The sequence below is a fragment of the Burkholderia sp. B21-005 genome (assembly GCF_020843965.1).
GTDB lineage: Bacteria > Pseudomonadota > Gammaproteobacteria > Burkholderiales > Burkholderiaceae > Burkholderia > Burkholderia ambifaria.
The window spans coordinates 1305014-1325306 of the sequence record NZ_CP086301.1 but is presented as its reverse complement, the minus strand read 5'-3'; the positions used below and the strand labels follow the sequence as shown (position 1 = coordinate 1325306).

At 64.9% G+C, this 20293-nt stretch carries 20 protein-coding genes and 2 tRNA genes; 9 read left to right on the top strand and 13 right to left on the bottom strand.

Annotated features, from left to right (window positions below; all coding sequences use genetic code 11):
- Positions 1 to 52 precede the first annotated feature (52 nt).
- The 5 genes from LMA02_RS06205 to LMA02_RS06185 form a co-directional block, all read right to left on the bottom strand.
- On the bottom strand, positions 53 to 697 hold the full coding sequence (locus tag LMA02_RS06205; protein WP_228907292.1) for a hypothetical protein: 645 nt from the start codon (positions 695 to 697) through the stop codon (positions 53 to 55).
- 629 nt (positions 698 to 1326) lie between these two features.
- Positions 1327 to 1761 carry a hypothetical protein gene (locus tag LMA02_RS06200; RefSeq protein ID WP_228907291.1) on the bottom strand — a complete coding sequence of 145 codons (435 nt, stop codon included), beginning with the start codon at positions 1759 to 1761 and terminating at the stop codon, positions 1327 to 1329.
- Between the two features lie 624 nt (positions 1762 to 2385).
- A tRNA-Arg gene (locus LMA02_RS06195) sits at positions 2386 to 2462 on the bottom strand.
- A 175-nt stretch (positions 2463 to 2637) separates the two neighbouring features.
- Positions 2638 to 3468 (bottom strand): undecaprenyl-diphosphate phosphatase, encoded by an 831-nt coding sequence (locus tag LMA02_RS06190; RefSeq protein ID WP_228907290.1) that lies wholly within the window; start codon positions 3466 to 3468, stop codon positions 2638 to 2640.
- A 221-nt stretch (positions 3469 to 3689) separates the two neighbouring features.
- Complete coding sequence (locus tag LMA02_RS06185) at positions 3690 to 3797, bottom strand: hypothetical protein (protein WP_006750334.1); 108 nt, start codon at positions 3795 to 3797, stop codon at positions 3690 to 3692.
- 156 nt (positions 3798 to 3953) lie between these two features.
- Here LMA02_RS06185 and LMA02_RS06180 point away from each other — a divergent pair, with 156 nt between their 5' ends.
- The 5 genes from LMA02_RS06180 (at position 3954) to LMA02_RS06160 (ending at position 9464) form a co-directional block, all read left to right on the top strand.
- On the top strand, positions 3954 to 4865 hold the full coding sequence (locus LMA02_RS06180) for an aldose epimerase (RefSeq protein ID WP_228907289.1): 912 nt from the start codon (positions 3954 to 3956) through the stop codon (positions 4863 to 4865).
- A 122-nt stretch (positions 4866 to 4987) separates the two neighbouring features.
- Entirely contained in the window at positions 4988 to 5680 is a 693-nt protein-coding gene (locus LMA02_RS06175; RefSeq protein WP_166722293.1) for a peptidoglycan DD-metalloendopeptidase family protein, read from the top strand.
- Positions 5681 to 6057: 377 nt separating this feature from the next.
- Complete coding sequence (locus LMA02_RS06170) at positions 6058 to 7677, top strand: acyl-CoA synthetase (protein ID WP_228907288.1); 1620 nt, start codon at positions 6058 to 6060, stop codon at positions 7675 to 7677.
- Positions 7678 to 7758: 81 nt separating this feature from the next.
- Positions 7759 to 8085, top strand: coding sequence for a DUF2288 domain-containing protein (locus LMA02_RS06165; RefSeq protein ID WP_228907287.1), 327 nt, complete (start codon positions 7759 to 7761; stop codon positions 8083 to 8085).
- Positions 8086 to 8093: 8 nt separating this feature from the next.
- Entirely contained in the window at positions 8094 to 9464 is a 1371-nt protein-coding gene (locus tag LMA02_RS06160) for an MATE family efflux transporter (protein ID WP_228907286.1), read from the top strand.
- 19 nt (positions 9465 to 9483) lie between these two features.
- Here the strand turns inward: LMA02_RS06160 and LMA02_RS06155 are convergent, their stop codons facing one another.
- Positions 9484 to 9660 carry a hypothetical protein gene (locus LMA02_RS06155; RefSeq protein ID WP_228907285.1) on the bottom strand — a complete coding sequence of 59 codons (177 nt, stop codon included), beginning with the start codon at positions 9658 to 9660 and terminating at the stop codon, positions 9484 to 9486.
- Between the two features lie 136 nt (positions 9661 to 9796).
- Here LMA02_RS06155 and LMA02_RS06150 point away from each other — a divergent pair, with 136 nt between their 5' ends.
- Positions 9797 to 9967 carry a hypothetical protein gene (locus LMA02_RS06150; protein WP_166722297.1) on the top strand — a complete coding sequence of 57 codons (171 nt, stop codon included), beginning with the start codon at positions 9797 to 9799 and terminating at the stop codon, positions 9965 to 9967.
- 194 nt (positions 9968 to 10161) lie between these two features.
- On the opposite strand, the gene LMA02_RS06145 is transcribed toward LMA02_RS06150, so the two are convergent.
- Positions 10162 to 10968, bottom strand: a complete 807-nt coding sequence (locus LMA02_RS06145) for a GNAT family N-acetyltransferase (protein WP_166722298.1) — start codon at positions 10966 to 10968, stop codon at positions 10162 to 10164.
- A 159-nt stretch (positions 10969 to 11127) separates the two neighbouring features.
- Complete coding sequence (sixA, locus tag LMA02_RS06140) at positions 11128 to 11589, bottom strand: phosphohistidine phosphatase SixA (protein ID WP_228907284.1); 462 nt, start codon at positions 11587 to 11589, stop codon at positions 11128 to 11130.
- A gap of 161 nt (positions 11590 to 11750) precedes the next feature.
- Here sixA and LMA02_RS06135 point away from each other — a divergent pair.
- Positions 11751 to 11827 (top strand) — tRNA-Pro (locus tag LMA02_RS06135).
- Between the two features lie 410 nt (positions 11828 to 12237).
- On the opposite strand, the gene LMA02_RS06130 is transcribed toward LMA02_RS06135, so the two are convergent.
- Positions 12238 to 12771 (bottom strand): hypothetical protein, encoded by a 534-nt coding sequence (locus tag LMA02_RS06130; protein ID WP_228907283.1) that lies wholly within the window; start codon positions 12769 to 12771, stop codon positions 12238 to 12240.
- 236 nt (positions 12772 to 13007) lie between these two features.
- Here LMA02_RS06130 and LMA02_RS06125 point away from each other — a divergent pair, with 236 nt between their 5' ends.
- Complete coding sequence (locus LMA02_RS06125; RefSeq protein WP_166722304.1) at positions 13008 to 13439, top strand: hypothetical protein; 432 nt, start codon at positions 13008 to 13010, stop codon at positions 13437 to 13439.
- A 69-nt stretch (positions 13440 to 13508) separates the two neighbouring features.
- Here LMA02_RS06125 and ppx read toward each other — a convergent pair whose 3' ends face one another.
- Positions 13509 to 15023, bottom strand: coding sequence for an exopolyphosphatase (gene ppx / locus LMA02_RS06120; protein ID WP_228907282.1), 1515 nt, complete (start codon positions 15021 to 15023; stop codon positions 13509 to 13511).
- A 279-nt stretch (positions 15024 to 15302) separates the two neighbouring features.
- Between ppx and ppk1 the strand changes: the two genes are divergently transcribed.
- On the top strand, positions 15303 to 17366 hold the full coding sequence (gene ppk1 / locus LMA02_RS06115; RefSeq protein WP_166722306.1) for a polyphosphate kinase 1: 2064 nt from the start codon (positions 15303 to 15305) through the stop codon (positions 17364 to 17366).
- A 110-nt stretch (positions 17367 to 17476) separates the two neighbouring features.
- Here the strand turns inward: ppk1 and phoR are convergent, their stop codons facing one another.
- The 3 genes from phoR to phoU are packed head-to-tail and all read right to left on the bottom strand — an operon-like array spanning position 17477 to position 20292.
- The gene (gene phoR / locus LMA02_RS06110) at positions 17477 to 18796 is read right to left on the bottom strand and encodes a phosphate regulon sensor histidine kinase PhoR (protein WP_228907281.1); all 1320 of its coding nucleotides are present in this window, start codon (positions 18794 to 18796) and stop codon (positions 17477 to 17479) included.
- Between the two features lie 57 nt (positions 18797 to 18853).
- Positions 18854 to 19555: a phosphate regulon transcriptional regulator PhoB gene (phoB, locus tag LMA02_RS06105; protein ID WP_006750313.1), complete on the bottom strand. Its 702-nt coding sequence runs from the start codon at positions 19553 to 19555 to the stop codon at positions 18854 to 18856.
- 32 nt (positions 19556 to 19587) lie between these two features.
- Positions 19588 to 20292 (bottom strand): phosphate signaling complex protein PhoU, encoded by a 705-nt coding sequence (gene phoU / locus LMA02_RS06100; RefSeq protein ID WP_166722308.1) that lies wholly within the window; start codon positions 20290 to 20292, stop codon positions 19588 to 19590.
- Position 20293: the final 1 nt, after the last annotated feature.

Genomic DNA, 20293 nt, shown 5'->3' with positions numbered 1-20293 from the left:
CGCACATCGGGGCCGGCCGTCTTTCGCGTTCAGCCGCATGACCCGCGTGCTACTACATGGACGCTGGGCCAGGGGTGTCGTGAACGACCGCGGTGGCGGCGGCATCCGGCGCGGTCGATCCGGCCAATTCGGTCGGACCGGCGCCGATGCTTTGGAGGCGGTCGTATATCGCGTCGAGCCGTACGGCGAGCAAATCGACGTATTGCCGGAAGCACGCATCGATTTCCTGCCGGATGAGGCCCGTCAGCTGTTCGCCGATCATCGCCATTGCCTCGCGCGTGCTGTCCTGGATGTCGGCCGCGCCGGATGCCTGAGCGTCGGCCGGCGGCTCGTGCGCGTCGAGTACGCCGGACACCTTCCGCTGTTCCGACGCCAGCATGCCGAGGGTCGTCTCGTTCTGCGCGTCGATCGTCTGCAGGATGCCGCGCATCTTCTCGTACGCCTTTTGCTGGTTGAGCTGCAGGAAATGCTTGATCTGCTCGCGCGCCTCGTGCCGGGTTTTCGGTTGCGGCTGTGGCTGCGGCGGGTTCGCGGCGTACGCCTGCGTGGCGGCCGTGCCGGCGGTTGGCGCCGGCTGGTTGGCGTGCCTGCTCGGCAGCCGCTCCAGCAGTGCCTGTTCTTCGCCCGGCTCGAGTGGCCGCCCCAATCGCTTTTCCGCGAACTGCCGCAGCAGCGGGTCAAGTGCTTCGTTGCTCATGGCTCACACCTCCTCGATGTCCGGCCGCTGTGCCGGTGCGTGCGGGGCGGGTTCGAGGTCAGATGGATGCGGCGCAGACGCGCGTGCGTCGGAGTACTGCAACGGATATCGCATGATGTTCTCCCGGGAATGGATGTGCGACGGCCTCGCCGGAAATTCGGCAGGACTGCTGCAGGGACGAACCATGCGAAGGGTCTGTGAAATCAGGCGGCGTTGCGTTGGGTTGGCGTGCTGTGTGATCGGCTGGTTTGATCGCGACGTTGCGTCGGCGCATGTTGATCGATGAATTGCGTGATCGCTACGCTCACGATCGTGGACTACACGCGGGAATGCCTGTTCATTGAAGTCGACGGCTCGTTGCGTGGCGAGCATGTTGTCGCCGCACTGACCCGGCGGTCCGGTCGAATGGCAGGCTGGCACACAACGCCATCTTTCTCATGTGCAACGTGGACATTGCTCCACTGCAGAGCGTGGCCTTAGCCTGTACCGTACCGGCGGATGTTGCCTTGTCGTCCGTTAGGATTACATAGCGTTTCATCTGAGTACTGTCTCTGTTGGCGTGCCCATTCGGCAGCCTCTCCGCGGATGCGAGACAGTTCCCAAAAAAAGAGACGACTGCTGGTCAGCGATTAGTGACACAAATCCTGGTGGCCAGGAAATGAAACGTCCATCGAATAATCAAGATCGGCAAGGCTACGGATATGCACGACCACGTTGCCGCCCTTCCGGCGATATTCCGGCCAAGCCAAGTCATCGCCAGGTGCCGCGGTGAGCGTGTCCGAGCAGGCGTAGCGATCTAGCTGGGGAAGAAATTCGCGGCGCAGCTTGTCTTCGGTCCACCTACGATAGCTTGCACTCGGCACATCGCTCCGAAATGTGAAATACATGTGGTAACTGTTCCCCATGATAAGGTCATGGTAGCCCACGGGGCCGCCAGCCCCGGGATTAGCGGAATACGACGCCAGGAGATTCGCCGCGTCGCCGTCGATCGCATCAACAGCAAAGCAATGGCTCGCCAAGGCAAGCAGTGCAGTAGAAATCGCGTACTGAATTCTGTGTTTCATGAGCAATATCCGTTCGGTCCGGGCGGCGTTGCGTTATATCTCATCGATGTAGCCAACCAGGTTCCATGTCACCGATAGCGTCTGCTGACGCACGCCAATCCGTCGGTCCATCCACGTGGACTTATGTATGGTTGCTAGACGGTGAGCATGGGCAGAAACTTGGTCTGAGCGGCCTCGTTCAAGCCGACCCGTTGGCTTATGCCTTGCACTGGTGAGCGCGCGGGCAGTTTCTGAAGAATTGGAGCGAGGCTAACGCGGATTTCTACTTGGACTTCGATGACGACGTTATTTGGAGATTGGTCTACTTCGATCCCAAAGAGAAGGCCGGCGCGATTGCGCCAGTTCGGCGGGATACCTTCGTTGAAGATTGTATGTCGGAAACGTCGGTCCGAATGCTTGCGAATGGGCCTGAGCCTCCCGCGCCGCTCGTTCGAGTTCGCTAGCTCCACCGAGAGGCATCCCCGAAGTCGCTGTGACAAGGGCCGCGCAGTTGGTGTAACGGTGTGCAGCCAACACGGAGCAAAACGTTGCCAGCACGGGCACGACGCTACAACAAAATGCCTACACAAGTGGCTCAAACAGAAAATCGAACACGAGCAAAACGGCGTAATTCATTGATCTGACTGGCCCGCCCTACACGATTCGAACGTGTGACCTACGGCTTAGAAGGCCGTTGCTCTATCCAACTGAGCTAAGGGCGGTCGAGGGAACAAGACACGGCCACAAAAACCCGGACCGCATTTGACGCGCGAAGCTTCGAGCACAGCCAACAACCACGAACTCAAAGCCCCGAAACGAAACGGGCCCGGCATGATGCCGAGCCCGAAATTATACCCGATCATCGCGCCATATCACGCGCGACCGGCGCCGCAACCGTCAAACCGGCTGCGGATGCATCATGAACCAGCCGAGGAAAAACACGCCGGCGATCACGCAATACACGCCGAACGAAGCCAGCCGACCGCGCCCTTCGAAATAGCGCATCAGAAACCGCACGCTCAGATAAGCGGCAATCGCCGTCAGCACGCCACCGAGCAGCGCGTCCATGAGCTCGTCGCGCGCATGAAAGAGTTTCGGCAACTCGAGCACGCCCGCGGCGAAGATGATCGGCGTGCCGAGCAGGAATGAAAACTCCGCCGCCTTCTCCGCCGTCAGCCCGGCTACATTGCCGGCGATCATCGTCAGCCCGCTGCGCGAGAAACCCGGAATCAGCGCGCCGATCTGCGCGAGGCCGACGAAGAACGCCTGCTTGAACGTCATCTTCTCGGGCGCCTGGTGCGCACGGCTGCGCTGAATGCGGTCGCCGACCCACAGCAGCACGCCGTTGATGATCAGCGCGACCGCGACGATGCGCAGATCATGGAACACGCGCTCGAGGCGCTTCTCGAGCAGCAGGCCGACGATCCCGGTCGGGATCGTGCCGATGATGAGCGCCCACATCAGGTGCCCGTCGTCGTTCTTGCGGCCGCCGAGCTGCGCGAAGAAGCCGCTGATCAGCGCGACCCAGCGCGCGCGGAAATACCACAGCAGCGCGAGTGCGGTGCCGAGGTGCAGCGCGACGAGGAACGGCAGCAACTGCGGCGCATGCTTGTCGATGTGCATGCCGAACAACGCTGGCACGAGCAGCGTGTGGCCGAGACTGCTGACGGGGAAAAGTTCGGTGACGCCCTGCAGGACGCTCAGGAATACCAGAAACCAGAGACTCACGCGTCGGTCCTTTTAGTGATGAGCAATCGGGTGAAAAAGCGGACGACGCAGTGCGCGTCCGAAAAAACGCGCCCCGATTATGCCCAGCCAGGATTACCGCGCCAAGGCATTTGGCAGGTTATTGCGGCAATGCACACAAACGCTTGCAATTTGTAAGCGTACGGAAAGCAAAAAGCCCGCCATTTGCATGGCGGGCCTTTCGATTCCGGCAGAAATTGCCGTCAGCGGCCGAGCTGGTAGAAAAATAATACCGTGCTGCCGGTGAACATGCCGAACAGTGCGATTCCCATTGCCATTGCCAGATCCATGGCCGCTCCTCGAAGTGTCATGACCCGGCAACCTCACCGGTTTAGAGGCATTATCCCGACAGCTGACAATCTGAAAAACTCGCGATTTCCCGAGAAGGGTTTTCCCCGACCGCCTCGCGGCCCGATAATGGAGCGCGCCATCGCGCACCCCGCCCACCCCGTTCATACCGATTCGCCATGCCGATCTTCCAGCAGCACGACATTCACGAACTTCACGCCGGCCCGTCGCTCGTTCGGGTCGCCCCGCAATTCGGCGGCCGCCTGCTGTCGTGGCACGTCGGCGGCGAGCCGATCATCTTCTGGCCGGAAACGGCCGACTGGAGCAACCTCGCGCGCGTGCGCGGCGGCAATCCGCTGCTGTTCCCGTTCCTCGGCCGCCATCGTGTCGACGGCGAACTGGGCCGCTGGCGCGATGCCGCCGGCGTGGTCCGCGACCTGCCGATGCACGGTTTCGCGCGCGACCTGCCGTTCGCGGCACACCCGTCGGCCGACGGCGCCGCACTCACGATGACGCTGGAAAGCGACGAAGCGCTGCACGCGAGCTACCCGTTCGATTTCCGCTTCGACACGACCTATCGGCTCGCCGACGCACACACGCTGGAGGTCGCGCTCACCACGACGAACCGCGGCGACACGCCGCTGCCCTACTACGCGGGCCACCATTTCTATTTCGCGCTGCCGCACGGCGAACGCGCGCAAACCACGCTCGAGCTACCGCCCACGCGCCGCTGCGCACAGAACGCCGACGGCTCTATCAGCGCGCCCGAACGCGGCGACGCGCATTACACGCTCGATGATCCGGACATCCTCGACCGCTTCCACTGCCTCGACGGCGCGCCGTCCACGCCGGTGCGCATCGTGATGCCGGGCCGCCGCCGCACGATCGAGATCGCGCTCGACGTACCGGGCTCGATCCCGTGGTACGCGGTCACGACCTGGACCGAAAAGCCGGAATCGGACTTCTACTGCGTCGAACCGTGGCTCGGCCTGCCGGACGCGATCCACAACGGTCTCGGGCTGCGTATGCTCGCGCCGGGCGCGACCGAAACGGCCACGCTGCGCATCCGCGTGCTGCCGCTCGCGGGCTGATGCGATCGCGCGCCCGAAACGGCGCTCGATGGGCGCGAAACTGCGGCGCTCGGGTCGAACCCGTTAAAATCTGACGTTTTGTATTGCCTGCCGCGTCGCGCGGCAGGGTTTTGCGAGGTTCAATGTTCGGAACAACAACGAAGCGACTCTTTGCGGCCGCCTGCGCCGCACTGCTCGTCGCGTGCGGCTCCGCGCCCGTCGGCCCGGGTTACTACCGCGTCGAGCGCGGCGACACGCTCTACAAGATCGCGCGCGAGAATCGCACGTCGATGGCGAACGTCGTGCGCTGGAACCAGATCACGAACCCCGATGCGATCGAGGTCGGCCAGGTGTTGCGCGTCGCGCCGCCGCCCGGCACCACGACCGCGTCGACCACCGGCACCGGCAGCGCGGGCCGCAGTCGCCCTGCGCCTTCCGCGCCGGTCGAATCGGCCGTCAAGCCGGCCACGAGCATCGCGCTGATCTGGCCGGCCGCCGGCAACGTGGTGCGCACGTTCGACGGTTCGAAATCCAAGGGCATCGATATCGCGAACGCCGCAGGCTCACCGGTGCTGGCCGCCGCGCCGGGCACGGTCGTCTATGCGGGTAACGGATTGCGCGGCTACGGCAACCTGATCATCCTCAAGCACAACGCCGATTACCTGACGGCGTACGCACACAATCGTGCGCTGCTCGTGAAGGAAGGTCAGTCGGTCACGCAGGGGCAGACGATCGCGGAGATGGGCAACAGCGACACCGATCGCGTCGCGCTGCATTTCGAGCTGCGTTACGGCGGCCGCTCGATCGATCCGGCACGCTACCTGCCGGCGCGCTGAACGCGCCCGGCATCGACAAGACGACACGCGATGCCGGCATGCATCGCATGTCGTCGCGAAGGAAATCGGGAAGGTTGTGTCAGCGCTTGCGCAGACGGCCGGTGAAACGGCCGGACAACGGATCGACGCGGCTGGCAAACACCACCAGCGCCCCGATTCCGAACAGGCTGAACCCCGCAGCTATCAAAAGCAAATCCATGGTCACATCACTGTTTTGTCGTGATCTTATGCGTCATTGCGGAATCGTGCACTGAGTCGCACCCGTTGCACGAGTCCGAACATTCCCTATCTCTCACACGCCATTGTGGTTTCGGTCGCGTGAAATGTTGATGTAAACCATCGACCGGATCCGTCGATCGACATCAAGGAGACCCGCGATGCTGCCCGCCGCCGAACGCTACGACGACCTGCTCTCCCGCTTCCGGTGGGCGGTTCCGGCCCGCTACAACATCGCGGTGGACGTCTGCGACAAGTGGGCCGACGGGCGCGGACGGCTCGCGCTGATCCACGAAACGTCGCAAGGCGACGTGTCGCGCATCACATTCGACGACCTGAGGAATGCTTCTAACCGGCTCGCGAACAGCTTTGCGCGTGCGGGCCTGCAACGCGGCGACCGGATCGCCATCTTCCTCGCGCAGGGCCCCGAAACGGCGATTGCCCATCTCGCCGCGTACAAGCTCGGCGCGATCGCGGTGCCGCTGTTCACGCTGTTCGGCACCGACGCGCTCGAATACCGGCTCGCGAACAGCGAAGCCGCCGCGCTCGTCACCGACGGGGCCGGCTATGCGAAGATCGCGCCGCTGCGCGCGCAACTGCCGACGCTGCGCACGTGCTACTGCATCGGCGACGACGTGCCCGACGCGCCGGGCGTGCTGCGCTACGACGCCGCCCTCGCAGCCGAATCGCCGGATTTCGTGCCGGCTGACACCGCCGCCGACGATCCTGCGGTGATCATCTATACGTCCGGCACGACCGGCAAGCCGAAAGGCGCGCTGCACGCCCATCGCGTGCTGCTGGGCCACCTGCCGGGCGTCGAGATGTCGCAGCAATGCTTCCCGCGCGACGCGCGCCTGTTCTGGACGCCCGCCGACTGGGCCTGGATCGGCGGCCTGCTCGACGTGCTGCTGCCGTCATGGCATCACGGCGTGCCCGTGCTCGCGCGCCGCTTCGAGAAGTTCGACGGCGAGGCCGCGTTCGCGCTGATGGCGCGGCACGGCGTGACCCACGCGTTCCTGCCGCCCACCGCGCTGAAGCTGATGCGCACGGTGCCGGCGCCGCGCGAGCGCCACACGCTGGCGCTGAAATCGGTCGCGAGCGGCGGAGAATCGCTCGGCACCGAGCTGACGGCCTGGGGACGCGACGCGCTCGGCGTGACGATCAACGAGTTCTACGGACAGACCGAATGCAACATGGTGCTGTCGTCGTGCGCCGCACTGTTCGACGCGCAGCCCGGTGCGATCGGCAAGGCCGTGCCCGGCCATACGGTCGCGATCGTCGACGAGCACGGCACGCCGCTGCCGCCCGGCATCGAGGGGCGCATCGCGGTGCGCCGCCCCGACCCGGTGATGTTCATCGAATACTGGCGCAATCCCGCCGCGACGCGCGACAAGTTCGCGGGCGACTACCTGCTCACCGGCGACACCGGCACGATCGACGCGGACGGGTTCGTGCGCTTCGTCGGCCGCGATGACGACGTGATCACGAGCGCCGGCTACCGAATCGGCCCGGGGCCGATCGAGGACTGCCTGCTCACGCACCCGGCGGTGCGGATGGCGGCCGTCGTCGGCGTGCCCGACCCGACCCGCACCGAGATCGTCAAGGCGTTCGTCGTGCTGAACCCCGGCCATGTCGGCGACGACGCGCTCGTCCAGGCGCTGCAGGCGCACGTGCGCACGCGCCTGGCCGCGCACGAGTACCCGCGCGCGATCGCGTTCGTCGACAGCCTGCCGATGACGGCGACCGGCAAGATCGTGCGCCGCGCGCTGCGCGACGCGTGAACCGGGTGGGCCGCGCCGGGCGGCCGGCCGGTCGCCCGGATGGTTTATAGTGGCGCCACGCTGTCTTTCCAACGCACAACGATGTCCTCCCACCAACACGAATCCGCCGCGGGCGCGTCGCACAGCCCGCTCTACGCCAAACTCCTCGGCGAAACCGCCAAGATCGACTGGTGCGATCTCGAGCGCTTCTTCGCGCAGGGCAAGCTGCTGTCGGTCGCGCGCGATATCGATCTCGTCAGCGTCGCGGAAGCGATTGCCGGCGACGATGCGCAACAGGTCACGCGCTGGCTGTCGTCCGGCCTCGTCGCGCGCATGTCGGCGGAAACCGCCGCCGACTTCGCGGCGCGCAATCCGGAGCTGTGGGCGGTCGTCGTGTCGCCGTGGGTCTGCGTGCAGGAACGCGCCTGACGCGTCCCATGTCCGAATCCGCATTACCGCACGCTGCCGGCACCGGGTCGGCCGCCGTCTCGCACCGGCGCGTCCTCGCGCTCGCGTTCCCGATCGTCGTGGCGAACCTGACCCAGCCGATCCTCGGCGCGGTGGACACGGCCGTCGCCGGCCACCTCGACGGCGCGCAGTATCTCGGCGGCGTCGCGCTCGGCGGACTGTTCTTCAATTTCGTGTTCTGGGGCTTCGGCTTCCTGCGCATGGGCACGACCGGCCTCGTCGCCCAGGCGCACGGCGCCGGCGACGCCGCCGGCATCCGGCTGAACGTGCTGCGCGCGCTGATCGTCGCGTTCGCGCTCGGCGCCGCGGTGCTCGCGCTACAGGTGCCGCTGCTGTCGTTCGCACTGTCCGCGCTGGGCGGCAGCGAGGCGGTCCGCGCAACCGCGCTGGCCTACGGCCACGCGCGGATCTGGAGCGCGCCGTTCGCGCTCGCGAACTACGTCGTGCTCGGCTACCTGCTCGGTGTGCAGCGCGTGCGGCTCGCACTCGTCGCACAGGTCTTCATCAACGCCGTGAACATCGGTGCCGTACTGCTGTACGTGTACGGCTTCGGCTGGGGCATTGCCGGGATCGGTGCGGCGACCGCGACCGCCGACGCATGCGGCTTCGCACTCGGTGCCTGGATGCTGTGGCAGTTGCGGCCGCGCGGCCTCGCGCCCATCGCCGCGCGTGCGCTGGCGGACCGTGCGGCGCTCAAGCGGCTGATCGTGCTCAATCGCGACATCTTCCTGCGCACGCTGTGCCTGCTCGGCGCGTTCGGCTGGTTCGCGCATCTCGGCGCCAAACAGGGCGACGCGACGCTCGCGGCCAACGCATTGCTGCTGAATTTCCAGACGTTCATGGCGTACGGGCTGGACGGTTTCGCGCATGCGGCCGAGGCGCTCGTTGGCGCCGCGGCCGGTGCGCGCGACCGCGCCGCATTCCGGCAGACCGTGCGCGTCACGTTGCTGTGGTCCGGGCTCGGTGCGCTGCTGTTCGCGCTCGTCTACTGGGCGGCCGGCGGATGGATCGTCGCGCGACTGACCGATCAGGCCGAGATCCGCGCGGTCGCGCTGCAATACCTGCCGTGGGCGGCGATCTCGCCGATCGTGTCCGTGTGGGGATTCCTGCTCGACGGCGTGTTCATCGGCGCGACGCAGACGCAATCGCTGATGCGCGCGATGGTCGCGTCGTTCGCGATCTTCATTGCCACGACGCTGACCGTCGTCGGCCCGTTCGGCAATCACGGGCAGTGGTTCGCGCTGCTGTTGTTCATGGTCGCGCGCGGTGCGACGCTCGCACGCTACCTGCCGGCGCTCGTGCGGCGGATTGGCGCCGACGCTCCCGCGGCCGGCGCCTGACGGCCGCGCGGGCCGGACGTTATTGCGCGGGTGCCGGTGCCGGCGCGCCGAGCATCGACGGCGGCGTCATGTCGGTTGGCACGCCTTGGTAATCGGCCGGATCTTGCGGCGGGTGGCCGCGACGGGCCTGGCGGGGATCGCTGGAACAGCCGGCAAGAATGGACGCGGCCAGCACGGCCAGCATGAAACGGGTCATCGGGAAGGCTCCGGAAAACGGCGCGCCCATCGCGCGCCAGGACCGCGCCGAGTCTAGCGGAATTCCGGGTTAGGGGTCGTCCCGCGGATGTTCTAGTATGAAGGCATGGCGCTGTGCCCGTTGAAAGGAGGCTGCCATGTCGTCTGAAGAAATCGCTGGCCTGATCGGCCTGTTCGTCGGCCTGATGGTGCTCGTCGCCCTGTCGTACTTCGAATCGCGCGAATACAAGCGCAGCCACGGCGGCGAAGGGATGATCCATCACTGGATGGCCGAACACCACCTGCTCGACTGGCGGCGCAAGCACTAGGCAAGCCGCCCTGTCGTCCGGGCCGCCGTCTGCGCGGCCCGCCCAGAACGTGCGCGCCCCCGCACGGTGGCTACTGCGTCTCGTTCAAATTAACAGGGCCGGATAGGCTGACATCGTCCGAATAGCCGAACGCCGTCGCGCAGCCTGCCACGCGACGGCGTTCGCACGCGTGCGCGCCGCGCGATTCAGTTTGCTCAGCCCAGGAAGTGGCGGGCGTAGCGGGCGTTGATGTCCGACAGCCGGAACAGGGTCAGGAAATCCGCGCAGTTGAAGTCCGGATCCCAGGCGGGCGCACCGCAGATCTTCGCGCCGAGGCGCAGGTAGCCCTTGATCAGCGGCGGCGGCGCGACGACGGTGCCCGTCTGCAGTTCGTCGACCGGCAGCGCAGTATGCGGGAATGCGCGGTATTCGGGCGCCGTCAGCGAGTTGGCCGACAGCGACTGATACAGGTTCGCCGCATAGTGGCCGCCATCGGCCATCGACACGCTCGCGCAGCCGAGCATCGTCTCGTAGCCGTTCTGCATCATGTAGGCGCCGAGGCCGCCCCACAGCGCCATGATCACGGCGCCGCTGCGGTAGTCGCTGTGCACGCACGAGCGGCCGACCTCGACCATCTTGCCACGCAGGTGCGTCAGGCGCGACAGGTCGAATTCTCCTTCCGCGTACAGACGGCCGACACGCGCGGCCTGGTGCGGCGGCAGCACGCGGTACGTGCCGACCACCTTCAGCGTGTCGAGATCGCGCACCAGCAGGTGGTCGCAATAGGCATCGAACGGATCGACGTCGAGACCGGACGGGCCGCTGAGCTGCGCGCCCATCTCTTCGGCGAAGACGGTGTAACGCAGGCGCTGTGCCTCGCGCAGTTCGTCTTCCGTGCGTGCCCAGGCGGCACGCAGACGGTACTCGGATGTGACGGTTTCAGCAGCGCGCGGCAGGTGACGCCGCGTCGTGTCGAGGGGAAGCGAGGCAAAAGGGAGCGTAGGCGTCGGCAGTTCTCGCATTAGGCTTTCCTGATCGTAAGGAATAGGACGACATGCCAGCCAATGTAGTAACCGGCCGTTACCATTCTGTGGCACGACCGTGTCCTTTCAATGACGTGTCGCCGAATTGACTTTAGCAGAAAGCTTGCGAAACCGTATGATCAATCCCTTCAAACCTCTTCACACAAGGTCCGGCGTCAACAACGCACGCAGCACGGCCTGACAGCTGCCGTCGCGCGTACGGCTCGCGACCCACACGATGCCGCCCTTCTTGATGCTCCAGCTGTCGCCGTTGCCGGCGATCAGCTGCGCGGCGACGCTGCCGAGCGTCGGCTGGTGCCCGACGATCACAACCGTCGGCGCGATGCCGTCCGGCCAGCCGGCGGCGGCCAGCACGTCGTCGACGCTGCCGCCCGGCGCGAGCGCATCGATGGTCCGGTACTGGTCGGTGAGCGCCTCGACGGTCTGCACGGTGCGTGCCGCGGGGCTCGCGAGGATCACGCTGCTCGACTCGAGCCGGCCGCGCAGCCATTTGGCCATTGCCTGCGCTTCCTTGCGCCCGCGGGCCGTCAACTGGCGTGCGAGGTCGTTTGCCGCGTAGTCTTCGGCTTCGGCGTGGCGCCACAGGATCAGGTTCATCATGATGTCTCTCCATGCATCGGCGAACGATCCGGTCGCGCAGGTGCGTGCCGGACGATCACACTCTGAATTGTCGCCAATCGTGAACGGTTCGTGATGATGTGCGCCATATGCATAACGTGATTGACTCGGTCACCCATTAGACGATAGAATCTTTGGCTCGTCGGAGCGTAGCGCAGCCTGGTAGCGCATCTGATTTGGGATCAGAGGGTCGTAGGTTCGAATCCTATCGCTCCGACCAAAGGAATCAAGGGGTTAGCGTAAGCTAACCCCTTTTTCTTTGGTGCTCCGTCGGGTCATTCCTGATATTTTGCGACCATCTGCGGCGACTTCCATAAGTAAGCGCCACAGCTGCTACCGGTTCGGCAGCGCAACCAGCCGTATTTCGTCCGTCGCGCTGCCAGCAACGACGTGAACAATCACGACGAAATGGCCGCGCGGCGGCATGGGCTCCGGAACCCCTTCGTCGCATTGGGAAGTATCAGGGGGTGACGACCAAAAGTGCAGAGACGCCTTCCCCCCACTTGCCAGCACGGCCGTTCGACGATAAGCCGCTCATCCACTACCGCTGCGATCCGCAACCAACCGCCCCCCAGACGCCGTACTGGCCTATTCGCAAACATCCGCAGTCAAGTTCCGCAGCTAGTCGTCTTATTGAGCTGAGGCGTCGCAAGCTATCCGGTTGGGCACGCTCGCACGGAAAACCTTTGTCAGAAAAGCATGATCGGGCGCCTCCTGCCCGGGGCACGTCGTTTCTAAATTTCTAATTTCTACTTTCGCGGTGCCTTCCAACCGACATACACCATCTGGTCGCGCAACCGGAATCCGCAGGCGGCGGACCGCGTCGGCCTGATTCGTGAACACAAGTGCGCCCGATCGTTGCGAACGATCCGGGAGCCGTTTCGCCGAGTCATCATCCTCCGCGAACCAAATGTCGGAGCCGATAGCCTCGTCATCGTAGTCGACCGCGTACTGCCCCGAGAGCGTAATAGCCCGCTTCAGGCGAATTGCGTGGCATCCTGCTCCTTCGACGTCCTGCGCCGCACCGATCGTCGGCAAGCTCAATACACCGAGTCCGAACAGCAGTGCACCTAATCCGCATGCGCGCTTCACGATTTGACTCGCGTTAATAAATTTCCGGATTATTTGCAGTAATGGGCAGGTGGTCTTTGTGGAGTTTTTCATTGGGTGTCTGGCCTTTATTCATGCCATTTTTGACAATCCGATCCTTCAACGATGTCAACTTCGATACGGCATGTACGAACTCGAAACGAACCGTCGCAAACAAAACGCTGCAATCGACCGCTCCTACACCGCCTTTCCAACGTGCCCCCACGCTTTCCCATCGTCGCCGCCTTTCACCCCGCGCACGAATCTTGCGAGAACACGCGATAATATCCGTGACCATCCCGCAACCGAGCATGAAAAACAACGTTCTCAAGACCGCCCTGTTCGGCGCGCTGCTCGCATTCGGCGCGTCCGGCGCCGCGTCGGCCAAGTCGCTCGACGACGCGCTCGACTGCCATTCGAACGGCCACAAGTTCGTCGCGCCGCTGCTTACGGCCGGCGACATCCAGTCGGAGCCGATGCACGTCGAAGCGAATTCGGTAAACGCGTTTCGCACAAACCATCCGCTGACCGCCTACGGCTTCGGCGTCTACGTCGTGCTTGGCTACCAGGCGAACGACCCGATCTTCCAGCCGGGCGACGGCACACCGATCGGCGACTGGGCATATGGTGTTGTGGTACGCGGCACGAAAAGCGCCGTCGAACAGGCCGTCCGCAAGGCCGGCAGCGACGCGACCGTCAAGCAGGCGTTCCCGTTCCTGACCGCGATCGTGTGCTCGGACTGAGCGCGTCGCAAGAAAAGCGGCGCGAGCGCGCCGCGCCGGTGCCGGAGCCGTTCCCGGGAGGGCGTCTCGTTACGCGCCCGTATAAACCACGCGATACGGAATGCCGACCTTCTCCCACTCGGCCGCTTCCTGGCTGAGGCTGTAGTCGGTCAGCGGGTTCTGCTCGACCCACGCGCTCGGCAGGCGCACTTCATACCCGCCCTTCTTCATCTGCGACACGGAAATGTCCGGCAGCCCGGCATCGGTCCGGCGCCGGCACAGCAGCGCCGCGAGCCGCAGGCAGAACAGCAGCGGCCATTCGACGTCGCGCGCCTGCGACAGCTTGCCGAGCTTGCCCGCGTGCCCGAGCACGAGCGCGGCAAGGCGCGCCTGGTCGGTGCGCGAAAAACCCGGCATATCGGCGTTGCTCGCGATATAGGCCGAATGCTTGTGATACGAACTGTGCGAGATCGACAGCCCGATCTCATGCAACGCGGCGGCCCAGCCGAGGAACATCCGGGCCTCCTCGCGCGCTTCGTCGTCGGCTTCCTCGAGCTCGTCGTAGAACCGCACCGCAAGCGCACCGATGCGTTCGGCCTGCGCGCGATCGACGCCGTAGCGGCGCGTGAAGCCCTCGACGGTCACCGCGCGCATGTCCTCGTGCTGGGTCCGGCCGAGCAGGTCGTACAGCACCCCGAGACGCAGCGCGCCGTCGGTGGTATCGACATAGTCGACACCCAGTTCCTCGAATACCGCGAGCATGATCGCGAGGCCGCCGGCGAGCACCGGCACGCGATCGGGCTTCAGTGCGATCAGCTTCAGCCGGTTCACGTTCTCGGACTTGATCAGCGCACGCTTCAGGCGTTCGAGCCCGCCGCGCGAAATGCCGTGCGTGATGCCCGCGTCGTTGAAGCCGTTCGCCTCGACGAGTTCCGCGAGCGCACGCGCGGTGCCCGACGAGCCGATCGCCTGGTCCCATCCGGCCTTCTTGTACTCGCTGGAAATGATCTGGATCTCGCGCTTGGCCGCGAGTTCGGCCTGCCGCATCGTGTATTCGTCGACGTTGCCGGCCGGAAAGAACGCACGGCTGTGGCTCACGCAGCCGATGTAGAGGCTCTCCATCACGATCGGCGTGTAGTGCGAGCCGATGATGAATTCGGTCGAGCCGCCGCCGATGTCGACGACGAGCCGCTTGCCGGCGCTCGCCGGCACCGAATGCGCGGCACCCGCATAGATCAGGCGCGCCTCTTCGCGGCCCGCGATCACTTCGATCGGAAAACCGAGCGCCGCTTCGGCCTCGCCGAGGAATTCGCCCGCGTTCTTCGCGACGCGCAGCGTGTTGGTCGCCACCGCACGCACATGATCGGGGTGGAAATCGCGCAGGCGCTCGCCAAACCGCTTGAGCGCCTCCCAGCCACGCTCCTGCGACGCGCGATCGAGCATCTTGTCGCTCGACAGGCCCGCGGCCAGCCGAACGGGCTCGCGCAGCGCATCGACGGGATAGATCTGACTGCCCGCCGGCGTTTCCTCGACGCGCCCGACAATCAGCCGGAAGCTGTTCGAGCCGAGATCGACGGCAGCCAGCAAGTGGGGGGATGTAACCATCAGAAGGGGGCTCCGTGCGCGTTCGCCCGCGGCAGCCGCTCCGGCCACGCTGGACGATCAATCAAAGGCGACATTTTAAGCGTGGAACGCTTGCCGTTGCCACGCTTCACGGGCATGTACACGGGGAGATTGTATATGGCCAAAACATTTATGAGACGAAACGGTTCCGGCGTAGAATTTCCCGATATAAATACACAATCGTCATCAGCACGTCATCGTATCGTGAGAGTTTCCGAGCGTCCTTTCGAATCATCGCCCGAATCATCCCCTACTCTGCCGATGTCCGTCCGTTATCCGCTTCTCAATCGTGAACTCGGCATCCTCGGTTTCAACGAGCGCGTGCTGGCCCAGGCTGCCGACCCGCAAGTTCCGTTGCTCGAGCGCCTGCGCTTCATCTGCATCACCAGCAGCAATCTCGACGAATTCTTCGAAGTCCGGATGGCCGGCCTTCAGGAACAGATCCGCGACAACCCCGGCGCCCTGACGCCCGACGGCATGTCGTTACAGCACGCTTACGACCTCGTCGTCGAGCGCGCGCAGCGGCTCGTGCATCGCCAGTACACGATGTTGCATGAAACCGTGCTGCCGGCGCTCGAACAGGAAGGCATCTACTTCCACGCAAGCGACACGTGGAACGACGAGCAGCTCGAATGGGCGCGCCGCTACTTCCTCGACGAACTGCTGCCGGTGCTGACGCCGATCGGCCTCGATCCCGCGCACCCGTTCCCGCGCGTGCTGAACAAGAGCCTGAACTTCGTCGTCGAGCTCGAAGGCCGCGACGCGTTCGGCCGCCAGGCGGTGATGGGCATCGTGCAGGCGCCGCGCGCGCTGCCGCGCGTCGTGCGCATGCCGCAGGCACTGTCGGGCTTCGAGCACGGCTTCGTGCTGCTCAGCACGTTCATGCAGCGCTTCGTCGGCGAACTGTTCCCGCAACTCGTCGTGAAGAGCTGCAACCAGTTCCGCATCACGCGCAACAGCGAACTGTTCGTCGACGAAGACGAAATCACCAACCTGCGCGTCGCGCTGCAGGGCGAACTGCCCGCGCGCCACCTCGGCAACGCGGTGCGGCTCGAAGTGTCGGCCGACACGCCGGCACATATCGTGCGCCGCCTGCTCGAGGAAAGCCTGCTCGGCGAGAAGGACTGCTATCGCGTGGCCGGCTCCGTGAACCTCGTGCGACTGATGCAGATCCCCGATCTCGTCGATCGCCCCGACCTGAAGTTCGCGCCGTTCGCCGCATCGATCCCGCCCGCGATCGCCAACGCACCGGCGATGTTCGACGCGATCGACGACGGCGACATCCTGCTGCACCACCCGTACGAAAGTTTCCAGCCGGTGCTCGAACTGCTGCAGCAGGCCGCGAAGGACCCGAGCGTCGTCGCGATCAAGCAGACGATCTACCGCACCGGCACCGATTCGCCGCTGATGGACGCGCTGATGGCAGCCGCGCGCAACGGCAAGGAAGTGACCGTCGTCGTCGAGTTGCTCGCGCGCTTCGACGAGGAGACCAACATCAACTGGGCGTCGCAGCTCGAAGCCGTCGGCGCGCATGTGGTGTATGGCGTGGTCGGTCACAAGTGCCACGCGAAGATGATGCTGATCGTGCGCCGCGTCGTGCAGGGCGGCAAGGCGACGCTGCGCCGCTACGTGCACCTCGGCACCGGCAACTATCACCCGCGCACCGCCCGCCTCTACACCGACTTCGGGCTGATGACGGCCGACCAGAAGATCTGCGAGGACGTCCACCACGTCTTCCAGCAACTGACCGGAATCGGCGGCGAGCTGACGCTGCACGAGCTGTGGCAGTCGCCGTTCACGCTGCATCCGCGCATCATCGAATCGATCCGCGCGGAGATCGACAATGCGCGCGCCGGCAAGCGCGCGCGCGTGGTCGCGAAGATGAACGCGCTGCTGGAGCCGACGGTGATCGCCGCGCTGTACGAAGCGTCGCAGGCCGGCGTCAAGGTCGACCTGATCGTGCGCGGCGTGTGCGCGCTGAAGCCGGGCGTGCCGGGGCTGTCGGAAAACATCACGGTGCGCTCGATCGTCGGACGCTTCCTCGAACACCACCGCATCTACTATTTCCACGCGGACGGCGCCGAGGAAGTCTATCTGTCGAGCGCGGACTGGATGGACCGCAACCTGTTCCGCCGCGTCGAAGTCGCATTCCCGATCCGCGAGCGCAAGCTCAAACGCCGCGTGATCGCCGAAGGGCTGTCGGTCTGCCTCGGCGACAACCAGTCGGCGTGGCTGATGCAAAGCGACGGCCACTATCGGCGCCGTCGCGCGGGCAAGACGCTGCGCAACGCGCAACTCGGGCTGCTCGCGAAGTTCTGTTCGTAGGCAGGCGCCGCGCATTAAACGAAAAAGGCACAGCTCATGCGGGCTGTGCCTTTTTCGTTTCAGTCGTGCGCGGATGCGATGCGCACGAACCGTGTCACACGATCACGCGCTCAAGCTTCGAATGCTGCCGGCCGGATCGCGATGATCCGCGACGCCGGGAAGCGCGCGGTGAACGTGCTGCCGCGCCCTTCCTCGCTCTGCACATACAGGTGCGAGTCGTGCCGCTGCAGCACGTGCTTGACGATCGCGAGGCCGAGCCCCGTGCCGCCCGTATCGCGCGAGCGGCTGCGGTCGACGCGATAGAAGCGCTCCGTCAGCCGCGGCAGGTCGGCGGCCGGAATGCCGAAACCACTGTCGGTGACGGAAAACACGCCGTGCGCGCCCTCGCGCCGCCACGACACGAATATCTTGCCGCCGTCCGGCGTATAGCGGATCGCATTGGTGACGAGATTCGCGAACGCGCTGAACACTTCGGTCTGGGCGCCCGTGACGCCGAGCGTCTCGTCGATCGTGAACGTGATCTCGTGATGCCCGTTCGACAGCGTCTGCGCATCTTCCTTCAGATGGTCGAACACGGCACGCATGTCGATCGCGTGATCGACCGGCGGCCTGCTTTCGCCCTCGAGCTTCGCGAGCACCAGCAGGTCGGTGACGATGTGCCGCATCCGCGACGCCTGCTGCTCCATCATCTCGAGATAGCGCGCGCGATCTTCCTCGTTCAGCGGCAGCTCGCGCATCGTCTCGAGAAAACCCGACAGCACGGTGAGCGGCGTCTTCAGTTCGTGCGACACGTTCGCGACGAAGTCGCGGCGCATCGCGTCGGTCCGCTCGAGCTCCGTGATGTCCTGCGTGAGCAGCAGCTTGCGGTTCTCGCCGTACGGAAACACCTGCACCTCCAGCACGTTCTGCCGCGAGTCGCCCATCCCGCGCATCACGAGCGTTTCGTCGTAGTGCTGCGCGTTCAGGTAGCGGACGAATTCCGGATGACGCACCAGGTTCGTGATGTGCTGGCGCAGGTCGCGTTTCGCATCGAGGCCGAAATGCACCTCGGCGATCGCGTTGCACCACTCGATCTGGTCATGGTCGTCGAGCATCGCGACGCCGTTCGGCGACGCCTGGATCGCCTGGATGAAGCGCGAATGCTGCTGCTCGACCTGCCGCACCTGCGCATGCCACTGCTTCGCGAGCTTGTGCAGCCGGTAATAGATTTCACCCCAGATGCCCGGTGCGCTCGGCACCTCGCCGTAGACGGGCGCATCGAGCAGACGCCACAGGCGTTGCGTATGGAAGGTGCTGAAGAAGCCCTGCGCGACCAGCATCACGGCCGCGAACCCGCAGGCCGCGGTCGGGCCGGCGAACACGCCGACCAATACGCTGATCAGCACGAGCAGCACGAGCGACACGAGAAAGCGCGCCCAGATGATGTTCATGATTCAGCGCCCGAAAGAATGAACGGCATGCCGTGGCACACGGCATGCGCTGATACGTTACGCGTGCTTGGCGAGCCGGTAGCCGCTGCCGCGCACGGTCTCGATCATCGCATCGCAGCCGGCCGGTTTCAAGGCCGCGCGCAATCGTTTGATGTGCACGTCGACAGTGCGCTCCTCGACGAATACGTGATCGCCCCACACCTGGTCGAGCAGTTGCGTGCGGCTGTGCACGCGCTCCGGATGCGTCATGAAGAAATGCAGCAGGCGGAATTCGGTCGGGCCGAGATCGAGCTTGATCTCGCTGCCGTCGCCGTGCGCGGCGACCCGATGCGTGGCCGGATCGAGGCGCAGCCCGTTGATCGACACGACGTCCTCGGTCAGCTGCGGCGCGCGGCGGCGCAGCACGGCCTTGATACGCGCCATCAGTTCCTTCGGCGAGAACGGCTTGGTCACATAGTCGTCCGCGCCGATCTCGAGGCCGAGCACCTTGTCCTGCTCGTCGCCACGCGCGGTCAGCATGATGATCGGGATGTGCTTGGTCCGTTCGTTGTTGCGCAGGTCGCGCGCGAACGCGATGCCGGACTTGCCCGGCAGCATCCAGTCGAGCAGCACGAGATCGGGCAGCACATCGCTGATCAGGTTCTGCGCCTGCTCCGCGTTGTATGCGCGGATCGGGCAGTGACCGGCGTGCTGGAGATTCACCGAGATCAGTTCGGAAATCGCGGGCTCATCTTCAACGACGAGAATGTTGCTGGGCATCGGCACCTCTGTTCTTCCTGTACGTGGTCGCGTTAACTGTTGGCTTCACGGTCGAGCGTGTCGCGCGGCTGATGCCGCACGTCCGTGCCCTTCACGATGTAGATGATGAATTCCGCGATGTTCTTCGCGTGGTCGCCGATCCGCTCGATCGCCTTTGCGATGAACAGGTATTCGAGACCGACCGAGATCGTGCGCGGATCTTCCTGCATGTACGACACGAGCTTGCGCACGAACGCGCGGAATTCAAGGTCGATTTCCTTGTCGTCCTTGACGATCTGCGCGGCGGCCACCGTATCGAGGCGCGCGAATGCATCGAGCGCGCGGCGCAGGATCGTCACGGCCATCTCGCCCGACACCTTGATCTCGGCGATGTTCACCGTGCGCGCGGCCGGTTCGTCGACCAGGCGGCGCACGCGCTTCGCGATCTTCTCGGCCTCGTCGCCGGCGCGCTCGAGGTTCGTAATCGTTTTCGAAATCGACATCAGAAGGCGCAGGTCGCGCGCGGCAGGCTGTCTCCGCGCGATGATGTTGCCGCACTCCTGGTCGATGTCGACTTCCATCGCGTTCAGCGTTTCCTCGGCCGTGATCACCTTCTCGGCCGCGTCGCGGTCGAATTCGTTCAGCGCATGCATCGCGCCGACGATCTGCGACTCGACGAGTCCGCCCATTTCCAGCACTTTCGACGACACGGCATTCAGGTCCGCGTCGAACTGGCTCGACAGATGTTTATCCGACATG